This window comes from Aeromicrobium stalagmiti (assembly GCF_013283745.1).
In the GTDB taxonomy this organism is placed as follows: domain Bacteria; phylum Actinomycetota; class Actinomycetes; order Propionibacteriales; family Nocardioidaceae; genus Aeromicrobium; species Aeromicrobium stalagmiti.
Genome location: NZ_JABSTZ010000002.1, coordinates 194,615 through 206,671, shown reverse-complemented (window position 1 = coordinate 206,671; position 12,057 = coordinate 194,615). Strand labels below are relative to the sequence as shown.

Annotated in this window: 12 protein-coding genes; 4 read left to right on the top strand and 8 right to left on the bottom strand. The window is 69.9% G+C overall.

Features of this window, described 5'->3' with window-relative positions; translation table 11 throughout:
* Positions 1-6: 6 nt before the first annotated feature.
* Complete coding sequence (locus HQK15_RS10030) at positions 7-411, top strand: hypothetical protein (protein WP_173491328.1); 405 nt, start codon at positions 7-9, stop codon at positions 409-411.
* A 104-nt stretch (positions 412-515) separates the two neighbouring features.
* Here HQK15_RS10030 and HQK15_RS10025 read toward each other — a convergent pair whose 3' ends face one another.
* From HQK15_RS10025 to HQK15_RS10010, 4 genes are read right to left on the bottom strand one after another with little or no spacing between them, the layout of a single operon-like run.
* Positions 516-1,181 (bottom strand): hypothetical protein, encoded by a 666-nt coding sequence (locus tag HQK15_RS10025; RefSeq protein WP_173491327.1) that lies wholly within the window; start codon positions 1,179-1,181, stop codon positions 516-518.
* Between the two features lie 4 nt (positions 1,182-1,185).
* Complete coding sequence (gene ilvD, locus HQK15_RS10020; protein ID WP_173491326.1) at positions 1,186-2,871, bottom strand: dihydroxy-acid dehydratase; 1,686 nt, start codon at positions 2,869-2,871, stop codon at positions 1,186-1,188.
* 59 nt (positions 2,872-2,930) lie between these two features.
* A complete protein-coding gene (locus HQK15_RS10015) occupies positions 2,931-3,593 on the bottom strand; it encodes a hypothetical protein (RefSeq protein ID WP_173491325.1) in 663 nt (220 codons plus the stop codon).
* Positions 3,590-4,219, bottom strand: coding sequence for a SatD family protein (locus HQK15_RS10010; RefSeq protein WP_217361579.1), 630 nt, complete (start codon positions 4,217-4,219; stop codon positions 3,590-3,592). The genes HQK15_RS10015 and HQK15_RS10010 overlap by 4 nt, the downstream gene beginning before the upstream one ends.
* A 72-nt stretch (positions 4,220-4,291) precedes the next feature.
* On the opposite strand from HQK15_RS10010, the gene HQK15_RS10005 reads away from it, so the two are divergent.
* From HQK15_RS10005 to HQK15_RS09995, 3 genes are all read left to right on the top strand, one after another.
* Positions 4,292-5,143 carry an ATP-grasp domain-containing protein gene (locus HQK15_RS10005; protein WP_173491324.1) on the top strand — a complete coding sequence of 284 codons (852 nt, stop codon included), beginning with the start codon at positions 4,292-4,294 and terminating at the stop codon, positions 5,141-5,143.
* A 179-nt stretch (positions 5,144-5,322) separates the two neighbouring features.
* Positions 5,323-6,576, top strand: a complete 1,254-nt coding sequence (locus tag HQK15_RS10000; RefSeq protein ID WP_173491323.1) for an HNH endonuclease signature motif containing protein — start codon at positions 5,323-5,325, stop codon at positions 6,574-6,576.
* A gap of 115 nt (positions 6,577-6,691) precedes the next feature.
* On the top strand, positions 6,692-7,573 hold the full coding sequence (locus HQK15_RS09995) for an alpha/beta fold hydrolase (protein WP_173491322.1): 882 nt from the start codon (positions 6,692-6,694) through the stop codon (positions 7,571-7,573).
* A gap of 9 nt (positions 7,574-7,582) precedes the next feature.
* Here the strand turns inward: HQK15_RS09995 and HQK15_RS09990 are convergent, their stop codons facing one another.
* The 4 genes from HQK15_RS09990 to gatA form a co-directional block, all read right to left on the bottom strand.
* On the bottom strand, positions 7,583-7,876 hold the full coding sequence (locus HQK15_RS09990) for a DUF1540 domain-containing protein (protein WP_173491321.1): 294 nt from the start codon (positions 7,874-7,876) through the stop codon (positions 7,583-7,585).
* An 87-nt stretch (positions 7,877-7,963) separates the two neighbouring features.
* Entirely contained in the window at positions 7,964-8,950 is a 987-nt protein-coding gene (locus tag HQK15_RS09985; protein WP_173491320.1) for a GGDEF domain-containing protein, read from the bottom strand.
* 98 nt (positions 8,951-9,048) lie between these two features.
* On the bottom strand, positions 9,049-10,545 hold the full coding sequence (gene gatB, locus HQK15_RS09980; RefSeq protein ID WP_173491319.1) for an Asp-tRNA(Asn)/Glu-tRNA(Gln) amidotransferase subunit GatB: 1,497 nt from the start codon (positions 10,543-10,545) through the stop codon (positions 9,049-9,051).
* Positions 10,542-12,056, bottom strand: coding sequence for an Asp-tRNA(Asn)/Glu-tRNA(Gln) amidotransferase subunit GatA (gene gatA / locus HQK15_RS09975; RefSeq protein WP_173491318.1), 1,515 nt, complete (start codon positions 12,054-12,056; stop codon positions 10,542-10,544). Before gatA ends, gatB begins: the two co-directional genes overlap by 4 nt.
* Position 12,057: the final 1 nt, after the last annotated feature.

Sequence of the window (12,057 nt, the reverse complement as noted above, 5' to 3'; positions counted from 1 at the left end):
ACCACCATGATGCGACGCACCACCGGGCTCGCGCTTGCCGCGCTCGCCCTCACGATCACCAGTGCGTGCGGCGGCAGCTCATCCGACGGCGACACCGCCGGCGACACGAAGACGTCGAGCGCGCCGACCTCCGCCGCACCGTCCGACGCCACACCGGCCACACCTGCCGCGCCTGTCGAGTCCGTCGACCCCGACGAGCGCCCCTCGGTCAAGCAGCTCACCGCGACGCTCAAGACCGCTGGCCTCACCGACAAGCAGGCCGGCTGCTTCGGCGAGAAGCTCGACGACTCCAAGCTCCCCGACGAGCTGCTCGCCGCGCTGGTCAACCGCGACGTGAAGTACAAGCCGAGCACCAAGGACACCAAGGCCTACCAAGACATCGCGGCGTCGGCCGCGAAGGACTGCGCCTGATCCGACACCCCTGAGCCGGCCGACGGGTCGGGCTCGCAGAGGGCCGCCACCGCGAGGTGGTGGCCCTTTCGCGTTCCGGCGCAGGTCACCGGCGGACCGCCAGGTCAGCGGCGCCAGCGACCCCGACGGCGGGGTGGCGCGACCCTGAACGTGTCACCGACGGCGGTCAGCACCTCGGCCGGCACGACGCCGGTGGGCACGATCCTGATCGCCGCGACGCCGAGGGCACCGGGGTCGACCACCGAGGCCGTCGCGGCCCTGAGCGCCGCGGTGGCCGGCGCAGGGTCGTCGGCGGCGAAGGCGAGACATCCCAGCGGGGGGCTGTCGTCGACGCGGTACGTGAAGGCGACCAGGTCACGCACGGCCGCCGGGCCGGACATCGTCGCGCGGACGGCGTCGAGCACGTCGCCCGCCAGCTCGTCCCAGCTGCCCACCAGGATCGCCACGTCGGGCGGGAACGGATCGAGCAACGGCCGGAGCGCGGAGACGTAGGCCGCCGATGCCGTCATGCCCGACGGGCGCTCGGGGTCGACGACGACGCCGATGCCCGGCGGGAGCATCGCCACGAGATCGCGCACCTCGATGGGTCGCAGGTCCCACGACTCGACGTGCAGCGCCTCCTCGGCGATCTCACGGCGCGTCCACACGCACACCATCTGCTGCCCGGGGACGGTCTCGCTCCCCGAGTAGACCCCGGTGCTCCGGTCGACGCCGATCAGCACCGTGGCGAGCAGGAAGTCCCACCGGGTCGCGAAGACCGGTCCGCTCACGCCGTCAGCCGCAGACGGCGCCGTCGGCCGCGGAGCTGACGAGCTTGCGGTACTTGGCGAGCACGCCCTTGGTGTACTTCGGGGGCAGCGGCTCCCAGCCGACCTTGCGCGCCTCGAGCTCGTCGGCGTCGACCGCGACGTCGAGCCGCTTGTTGGCCACGTCGAGGGTGATCTGGTCGCCGTCCTTGACGAACGCGATGGGTCCGCCGTCGACGGCCTCGGGGGCGACGTGACCCACGCACAGGCCCGTCGTGCCGCCGGAGAAACGACCGTCGGTCATCAGCAGGACGTCCTTGCCCAGCCCCGCGCCCTTGATCGCGCCGGTGATGGCGAGCATCTCGCGCATGCCGGGGCCACCCTTGGGGCCCTCGTAGCGGATGACGACGACGTCGCCGGCGACGATCGTGCCGTCCTCGAGGGCGTCCATCGCCTTGCGCTCGCCGTCGAAGACGCGTGCCGTCCCGGTGAAGACGTCGGAGTCGAAGCCGGCGCTCTTGACGACGGCACCCTCCGGGGCCAGGGTCCCGTGCAGGATCGTCAGGCCGCCGGTCTGGTGGATCGGCTTGTCGATCGCACGGATGACGTCGCCGTCGATGCGCTGCTCGATGTGCGCGAGGTTCTCGGCCATCGTCTTGCCGGTGACCGTCAGGCAGTCGCCGTGCATCAGGCCCGCATCGAGCAGCGCCTTCATGATGACCGGGATGCCACCGACCTTGTCGACGTCGTTCATGACGTAGCGGCCGAACGGCTTGAGGTCGCCCAGGTGCGGGACCTTGTCGCCGATGCGGCTGAAGTCGGCGAGGGTCAGGTCGACCTCGGCCTCGCGGGCGATGGCCAGCAGGTGCAGGACCGCGTTGGTGGATCCACCGAGCGCCATGACGACGGTGATGGCGTTCTCGAACGCCTCCTTGGTCAGGATGTCGCGGGCCGTGATGCCCTGGCGCAGCATCTCGACGACGGCCTCGCCCGAGGCGATCGCGTACTCGTCGCGGCGGCTGTCGATCGCGGGCGGGGCCGAGGAGCCCGGCAGGCTCATGCCGAGGGCCTCGGCGGCCGACGCCATGGTGTTGGCGGTGTACATGCCACCGCAGGCGCCCTCGCCGGGGCAGATGGCGCGCTCGATCTTGTCGACCTGCTCGCGCGACATCTTCCCGGCGAGACAGGCGCCGACGGCCTCGAAGGCGTCGATGATCGTGACGTCCTTGCCGTCGACGTTGCCGGGCATGATCGACCCGGCGTAGACGAAGACGCTCGCCAGGTCGAGGCGTGCGGCAGCCATCAGCATGCCGGGCAGGCTCTTGTCGCAGCCCGCGAGCAGCACGGACCCGTCGAGGCGCTCGGCCATCATCACGGTCTCGACCGAGTCGGCGATGACCTCGCGCGAGACGAGCGAGAAGTGCATGCCCTCGTGGCCCATCGAGATGCCGTCGGACACCGAGATCGTGCCGAACTCGAGCGGGTATCCCCCGCCGGCGTGCACACCTTCCTTGGCGCGCTTGGCGAGGCGGTCGAGCGAGAGGTTGCAGGGGGTGATCTCGTTCCAGCTCGAGGCCACGCCGATCTGGGGCTTCGCCCAGTCGTCGTCACCCATGCCGACGGCGCGCAGCATCCCTCGTGACGCGGTGGCCTCGAGGCCATCGGTGACGGTGCGGCTGCGCGGCTTGATGTCGATCTCGTTCTCGGAAGGCATGTGCCCAAGATTACGCGCGAGGCGCCGGGCCTCGTTCGCGGAGTCCCTCCCGGCTGCGGCTAGAACAGCGGCACGAACACCAGCGCGAGCGCCCAGCTGACGAAGCTGCCCACCAGGACGTACTCCGCCCGCAGGCCGTCAGGCCCGTCGCGCGAGATCTCGGGGAACCGCAGGATGCCCTTGGCCGCCACGACCACCGCGATGACCGCGAGGTTGCCGCTGAGCGCGCAGGCGAGCACGAACCACCGCTCGAGCGGCCCGAGGACCCGGCCCCCCTTGAGGTCGTTGCCCTGGTCGAGGACGTGCGGCCCGGTCGCCTGGAGCACCCGGCGAACGACCACGTTGGCCGCGGTCGCGAGGAACAGCACGACGCCGAGCCCCAGGGCGGCCCGGTCGAGCGGCACGGCGGCCAGTCGCGGGATCGGGAGGTCGTCGTACCAGTCCTGCAGAGGCGCGTCGTCAAAGCTCAGCGCGCCGGACGACAGCACCAGGACGGTGCTCGCCACCCCGAGCAGCCCGATGCCGGCGGACGAGTCATGGTCGGCCGCGTCGACCCACACGACGAGCACGATGCCGAGGACGACCGCGAGCCACAGCGTGTGCCAGCCGGCGCCGAGCGTGAGCAGGCCTGCCACGAGCACGACCACACCGACGGCGACCTTCCAGCGCCGCGACAGGTCGGCCAGGCCGACCGCGGCCAGCAGCACCGCGAGGGCACTCATCGGGGCACCTCGCCGATCGACTGCACCAGGGCGCTGATGCCGGCCCGATGACGCTGCGACACCGCGGAGGTCGAGATGCCCTCGTCGTCGGCGATCGTCGCCAACGTCCTGCCGTCGAGCACGCCGAGGGCGATCCGCCGCTGTCGGGCGTCGAAGTCGCTGACGATCGTGTCGCGGCAGAGCAGGTAGGCGTTCGCCATGTCTCCCCCTTCGTGGTCGGGTCGCACGATCCTGGTCCGCAGACCCGGGACCTGTCGCCCCATGGCCTTGGCGGCGTCGATCGCCTCACGCGCCGACCACCAGGCCGGACCGTCCTGGGTCAGACCGTAGGCGGAGCTGCCGACGATTTCCAGATGGCCGACCCCGATCCCGAACCGGCAGTCCATCGGCTCCGGCAGGGCGAGTCGCAGCAGTACGGTCGCGTACGCCGCACCGTGCAGGTCGGCGTAGACGCCCTGCAGCTCGTCGCCGATCGTGGGCTCGAGCGGCTGCACGGCCTCGACCCGGTCGTTGACCGCAGCGAGCGCGGCGACCAGCTGCTCCTGGGCCTGCGTGCGCGAAGGCTGCTCGCGGGAGCCGACGAGGTCGCCGATCACCGCATAGTGCAGTGAAGCGTTCTGGTTCATTTCCCCATAGTGAAGTCATTTGCTTCAAATAGCAAGAGTGAAGTGTTGCGCTTCACCGATTAGGGTGGACGCATGAGCATCGCCTTCGTGACCAGCAGCACTCACCGCCCCTACGACGCCGACCTCCCGCTCCTCCTCGCAGCCGCGGAGCAGCGCGGCACGGATGCAGAGATCGTCGTGTGGGACGACCCGGCCGTCGACTGGCCGTCGTACGACGCGGTGGTCGTGCGCTCGTGCTGGGACTACATCGCCCGCCGCGACGAGTTCCTCGCCTGGGCCGCGGCGGTGCCGCAGCTGCACAACTCCCACGACGTCCTGACCTGGAACACCGACAAGGTCTATCTCCAGCAGCTGCAGGCCGCCGGCGTGCCGATCATCGAGACCCGGTGGGACGTCGCCGCCGGAGACGACATCGGCGACCACGACGAGTGGGTCGTGAAGCCCACGATCTCGTCCGGCTCGAAGGACACCGCCCGCTGGTCCACCCGCGAGCAGGTGTGGGCCCACAGCGCCGAGCTCGTCGCCGCCGGCCGCACCTCCATGACACAGCCCTACATCGCCTCGGTCGACGACGAGGGCGAGACCGCCATGCTCCACTTCTCCGGGACGTTCTCGCACGCCATCCGCAAGGGCCCCCTCCTCAACCGCGGTGAAGGCGTCCGACAGGACCGCGACAGCCGCGAGTCGATCACCCCGCGCACGCCGTCCGACGCCCAGCGGGAGGTCTCCGAGCACGTGCTCGCGACGGCCGTCTCCCTGCTGGGCCTCGAGTCGGCTCCGCTCTACGCGCGGATCGACCTGGTGACCGGCGCCGACGGCGCGCCCGTCCTCATCGAGCTCGAGCTCGCGGAGCCCAGCCTCTTCCTGCCCGACTCCGACGGCGGCGCCGGACGATTCGTCGACGCGGTGCTGGCGCTGGGCTGAGGGCCGGCGAGCCGCGGTCAGTCTGCCGAGCACAGACGGCGCGCAACAGATTCAACTCGACACAGGACTCAAGCGTCGTCTCATCCAAAGTGCAGAATCGCACATGTTCTGCTGCGGTTGCAGGAGATTTGTATCGCCAAAGCCTTGTGATCGAACGTCTGTTCGAGTAGTCTGGGGTCATGAATCCGCAGCCGACGATCGAGGCGATGCGCACCGCTGCGCTCGCGCTCTCGTCGGGGGATGTGCGGGAGTCGTTGCATGCGGTGCAGGTTGCCCAGGATGCTTTGGATGCGGCGAAGTCGATGTTGTTGGCGGAGCTTCAGGGTTCGAAGGAGTTCGAGCTCGATGGTGCGTCGACCCTGAATGCGTGGGTCCGTAACCAGCTGCGGCTGAAGCCGGGCCAGGCATCGATCCTCGTTCGCAACGTTCAGGCGTTGGGTGACTTGTCGTTGGTGGCTGAAGCGGCCTTGGCCGGCAAGATCAGCGCCGCGCATGTGGCGGTGTTCGCCTACGGGTTGCGGCACATCGGGTTGGAGTCGATGCGCGAGTTCGAGGCCGAGTTCGTCGAGGTCGCTCTGGCTCGTGCGCCGGGTGATCTGTTCGAGGCGGTCAAGCACCTCCAGGACGTGCTGCATCCCGAGGACCTGGACGAGAAGTACTTGGACGGGATGGAGAAGGAGGACTTCTCCATCGACGCACTGCCGGACGGGTTTCATGTGACCGGGTTCTTGAACACCGTCACCGGGTCGAAGCTGAAGAAGGCTATCGACGCCCTCTCCGCTCCTACGGGGGTGGATGACACCAGGACCGGGGCCGAGCGTCGGGTCCAGGCCGTCGACGACCTCGCGTCGGCGTTCCTCGGTTCAGGACTGCCGGCTGACAAGGGCGTCAAGCCCCACATGAGCGTGTTCGTGGACGCCGAGACCCTCGCCGCTGCGGCCGAGCATGTCGAGCAGACCACGAAGAAGCCTTATCTGAATCCGCCGGTCATGCCGGCGACGGAGCCCGCGGTGCTGGCCGGTCACGGGGCGATCGGCCCACAGCTGCTGATGATGCTGACGTGCATGGCTGCGGTGACGCCGATCGTGATGAAGGACGGCAAGGCCGTGCAGTCGCAGATCTTGAATGTCGGCACGGCGATGTATTCGCCGAACCTTCGGCAGCGCAAGGGTGTGATCGCTCGGCAGATGGGCGAGTGCGCTGCGCCCGGTTGCAAGCAGACCCATCTGGAGATCCACCACTCGATCTGGTGGTCGATGGGCGGCCCGACCGACATCGACCTCCTCATCGGGCTGTGCACCAGGTGCCATCATCTGGTGCACCGCAACCTCCTGCAGATCAGCGGGGACGCGGTCACCGGGTTCGTGTTCACGACCCGCGACGGCAGACGCCTACGGCGTCGACGACGAACCGGCTACCGCCGAGCCGCCTGACCAGCCACCCATCCCCCTGGTCCGGCGGCCCACCGGCACGCCCGGAGCCGATCCCCCATCGTTGCTGCACGCGTTCCGCGTTGCCACGTGGGGCCTCGCCGTGGACAATCAGCGCGTGCCCACAACCCCCGCCCTCCTGCGCTACTACGACGTCAAGAGTGCTGACGGCACCAGCATCCGGGCGTGGACCAACGACGGCGACGGGCCGACGATCCTGGTCTCCAACGGCCTGGGCACCAACCCGCACGCCTGGCCGTCCCTGCTCCGCCCCGACTCGGGCCTGCGGGTGGTCGGCTGGAACCACCGCGGCGTGGGCGGCTCCGCGCGCCCGGTCGACGGCCGGGTCGACCTCGAGTCGTTCGTCGAGGACGCCATCGCCGTCATGGACGACGCCGGCATCGAGTCCTGCGTCGTCGCCAGCTGGTCGACCGGCGTGACCATCGCGTTCGAGCTGGCCACGCGTCATCCCGAGCGGGTCACCGGCATCCTGGCCGTCGCGGGCGTGCCCGGCAACACCTTCTCGACGATGCTGGCGCCACTGCGGGTGCCTCCGATGCTGGCCCGCGGCGTCATGGTCGGGCTGGCGAAGTCGGTGACCCTGACCGGGCACGCCCTGGCCCCCGTGACCCGCCGCCTCCCGTGGACCAACCTGACCGCCGACATCGTGCGTCAGACGCGCCTCATCCACCCCGCGGCCGACACCGCCGAGCTGCGGACGCTGCTGCAGGAGTTCTTCACGACGCACCCGGCATGGTACGCCAAGCTGGCGCTGAGCGTCGCCCAGCACACGCGGGTGTCGCTGAGCGACATCGACATCCCGGTCACGTTCCTTGCCGGGCGATGGGACGTGCTGACCGGAGCCCGCGACATGCTCACCGCGTCGCAGCGGATCAAGGGCTCGCGCTACCGAGAGCTCAGCGCGACACACTTCATCCCGATCGAGTTCCCCGGGATCGTGCTCGACGAGCTGCGCGAGCTGCTGACCCGCGTCGGCTGAGCCCGACCGTCAGGAGGTCGGCGCGTACGTCAGGCAGTCCGCCGCGTCGGCACCGGGCCCGACCGAGATCGACGTCGCACCGCACTCCAGGTTGTCGTTGTGGCTGCAGTCCGCTCGGTGGCAGGCGCCCACCTTGGCCAGCGTCATGCTGAGCCCGCCGTGGGTCCCGATGTCGATGAACGTGCCGCAGGCGGCCTGGTCGCCGGACACGGTGATCGCTCCCGCGTGACACGCCGTGTCGCTGTTGTAGGAGCACCCTTCGACAGAACAGGTGTGGACTTCGGGGAGATCGACGACGGTCATGGCTGCCTCCTGGTCGGGACGATGGTGCGACCGTAACCCCGCACCCCCCTGATCAGGACAGCCTCACGAAGGTCAGGCTTGGCTCTGTCAGACCGCGATGCGTCCCGCGCGCCCGGTGTCGACGACCAGTCGGTCTCGCCCGTCCGCCTTGGCCTCGTAGAGCAGGGCGTCTGCCCGTCGCACCGCGGAGAGACCGCCGGTCGTGACGCCCGCACTGAAGGTCAGGCCCGACCCGTGGCCCGACCACGCGGCGCGAAGACGGTCGAGCACCAGCCCTGCCTCGTCGGGCGTCGTGCTGGCCAGCACGACGAGGAACTCCTCGCCGCCGTAGCGGAACACCGCGTCCTGGGGACGCACGCCGTTCTTGAGCGCCGTGGCGAAGTCCATCAGCACGACGTCTCCCGCGACGTGACCGTGCTCGTCGTTGAACTCCTTGAAGTGGTCGAGGTCGATCAGTGCCACCGACCCGGTGCCACCGACCCGGTCGAGGTGGACGTCGAGCCGGGTCCGGTTGAGCAGCCCGGTCAGGCTGTCGGTCGTGGCGAGCAGCTCGAGCGCCGCGTTCTTCTGGCGCAGCTCCATGATGAGCCGCGACGGCACCTCGCTGCAGACGACCCACACCGCCGCCGCGACGGGCAGGCGCACGGCCACCTGCCGAGGCTCCAGGTCCATGACCTGGACGAACAGCGCGGCAGCCGGCACCACCAGCGGCAGGCCCCAGTGGGGCGGCTGGCTGAGGCCGACGAACAGGAAGGACAGGACGACCAGGCCCATGACGAGACCCGCTGCCGCATGGGCGACAGCGTCCAGGGCGCCCACGCCGCAGCACACGGCGACGGGCCACAGGAGCAAGGACCACCGACGTTCGAGCTGACGCACGACCATCAGTGCGAGAAACGCGAGGCCGGTCGCAGCCACGACGCCGAGGAGCACGAGACCCACGTCGTACGTGAGCGTCTCCGTCAGGCCGGTGGCGATCAGCAGCACCACGAAGCTGCCGGCGAAGTGCATGCTGCCGCGCAGGTGCCACGCTGCGAGCGCGTCTGGACCATCGACATCAGATGTCAGCGTCACGGGTCTCCCTCCCTGGACTGGTTGCAATTCTAACCGTCCGGGCGGGCCCACACGGGGCAACCGGCAGATTGCCCCGTGTGGGTCGTGCGAGTCGGGTCCTAGGCGAGCTTTTCGAGGATCAGCTCGCGGACACGACCGGCATCGGCCTGGCCGCGCATCTCCTTCATCACCGCTCCGATCAGCGCACCGGCCACACCGAGGTTGCCGGCCCTGATCTTGGCCGCCGCGTCCGGATCGCCTTCGATCGCACGGTCGACGGCCGCGCCCAGCGCACCGTCGTCCGAGACGACCTCGAGCCCCCGGGCCACCACGACCTCCTCGGCCGTGCCCTCGCCGGCGATGACACCGTCGAAGACCGACCTGGCGAGCTTGTCGTTGATGCGTCCCGCGTCGATCAGCGCCTGGATCTCGGCGACCTGCTGCGGCGTGATGCCGAGGGTGTCGATGTCCTGCCCCGACTCGTTGGCGCGACGGGCCATCTCCCCCAGCCACCACTTCTTGGCAGCCTGGGGGGTCGTGCCGGCCTCGACCGTCGCGACGATCAGGTCGAGCGCCCCGGCGCCGATCGTGTCGCGCATGTCGAGGTCGGAGAAGCCCCAGTCGGCCTGGAGCCGGGCGCGACGCACGGCCGGCGGCTCCGGCAGGGTCGCCCGCAGCTCCTCGACCCACTCGCGCGACGGCGAGACGGGAGCCAGGTCGGGCTCCGGGAAGTAGCGGTAGTCGTCGGCGTCGGACTTCTCGCGACCCGACAGCGTCGTGCCGGTGTCCTCCTGGAAGTGACGCGTCTCCTGCACGACCTTGCCCCCGGCGTCGAGGATGCCCGCGTGACGCGAGATCTCGTAGCGCACGGCACGCTCGACCGACCGGAACGAGTTGACGTTCTTGGTCTCCGAACGGGTGCCGAGGACGTCAGAGCCCCTGGGCTTCAGCGACAGGTTGACGTCGGCGCGCAGCGACCCCTGGTCCATGCGGACGTCGGAGACACCGAGACCGCCGATCAGGTCACGCACGTACGACACGTAGGCGCGAGCGACGGCCGGGGCCTTCTCGGGCGGGACCTCGATCGTGCGGGTGACGATCTCGATCAGCGGGATGCCGGCACGGTTGTAGTCGACCAGCGAGAAGTCGGCGCCGTGGATGCGTCCGGTGGAGCCGCCGACGTGCAGCGCCTTGCCGGTGTCCTCCTCCATGTGGGCCCGCTCGATCTCGATGCGGAACGTCTCACCGTCGACCTCGACGTCGACCCAGCCGTCGAACGCGATCGGCTCGTCGTACTGCGAGGTCTGGAAGTTCTTCGGCATGTCGGGATAGAAGTAGTTCTTGCGCGCGAACCGGCACCACTCGGCGATCTCGCAGTTGAGCGCGAGGCCCATGCGGATCGCCGACTCGACCGCCTTGGCGTTGACGACCGGCAGCGCACCGGGCAGCGCCAGGCAGACCGGGCAGACCTGGGTGTTGGGCTCGGCGCCGAACTCGGTCGGGCAGCCGCAGAACATCTTGGTCGCGGTGTTGAGCTCGATGTGGATCTCGAGACCCATCACGGGGTCATAGCGGGTCAGGGCCTCGTCGAACGGGACCAACGTCTCCGTGCTCATCGCACGACCTCCAGCTCGGGTGCACGGGACAGCAGCGTGCCGCCCCACTTCTGCTCGAGCAGTCGCTCGAGCGCGGCGGCCGCGTTGTAGAGGCGGTCGTCGGCCTTCTGCGGGGCCAGGAACTGCAGCCCCACGGGCAGGCTGTCCTCGTCGGCCAGGCCGACGGGCAGCGAGAGGCCGGGGATGCCGACCAGGTTGGCGGGGATCGTCGCGACGTCGCCGAGGTACATCGCGAGCGGGTCGTCCAGCTTGTCGCCGAGCGGGTACGCCGTGGTCGGCGAGGTCGGCGAGACCAGCACGTCGACGTCGGCGAAGGCTGCTGCGAAGTCGCGCGACAGGACCGTGCGGACCTTCTGCGCCGAGCCGTAGTAGGCGTCGTAGTAGCCGCTGGACAGGGCGTACGTGCCCAGGATGATGCGGCGCTTGACCTCGTCGCCGAACCCCGCGTCGCGGCTCGAGGCCATGACCTGCTCGGCGCTCGGGTCGTCGTTGCCGGCGGGAGCCACGCGCACGCCGTATCGCATCGCGTCGAACTTGGCGAGGTTGCTGCTCGCCTCGCTCGGCATCACGAGGTAGTAGGCACCGAGGGCGTACTCGAGGCTCGGGATCGAGACCTCGACAACCTCGGCACCCGCTGCGGTGAGCAGGTCGACGGCCTCGGTGAAGCGTGCCTGCACGCCGGGCTGGAACCCCTCGCCACCGAGCTCCTTGACGATGCCGATCCGCAGGCCCTTGACGTCGGCGCGACGCGCGGCGGCGACGACGGCCGGGACGGCCTCGGGGATGCTCGTGGAGTCCATGGGGTCGTGCCCGCCGATGAGCTCGTGCAGCAGGGCGGCGTCGAGCACCGTTCGGGTGACCGGTCCGGCCTGGTCGAGGCTGCTGGCCATGGCGACGAGACCGTAGCGGCTGACCCCACCATAGGTCGGCTTGACGCCGACCGTGCCGGTCAGCGCACCGGGCTGGCGGATCGAGCCGCCGGTGTCGGTGCCGATCGCCAGCGGCGCCTCGAAGGCGGCGACGGCCGCGGCCGAGCCACCGCCCGAGCCGCCGGGGATGCGGGTCGTGTCCCAGGGGTTGTGCGTCGGACCGTAGGCGGAGTGCTCGGTCGAGGAGCCCATCGCGAACTCGTCCATGTTGGTCTTGCCGAGGATCGGCAGGCCCGCGGCCTTGATCTTGGCGGTGACGGTCGCGTCGTACGGCGGGATCCAGCCCTCGAGGATCTTGGAGCCACAGGTCGTCGGGACGCCCCGGGTCGCCAGGACGTCCTTGACCGCGATCGGCACGCCGGCGAGGTAGGACAGCTCCTCGCCCGAGGCCCGGCGGTCGTCGATGTCGGCGGCCGCGGCGAGCGCGCCCTCGGCGTCGACGTGCAGGAAGGCGTGGATCGCGCCGTCGACCGCGCCGATCCGGTCGAGCAGGGCCCGGGTCACCTCGGCCGACGAGACCTCCTTGGTCGCCAGCGCGTGCGCCAGCTCGTCAGCGGTCTTGCGCGTGAGATCAGTCGTCATG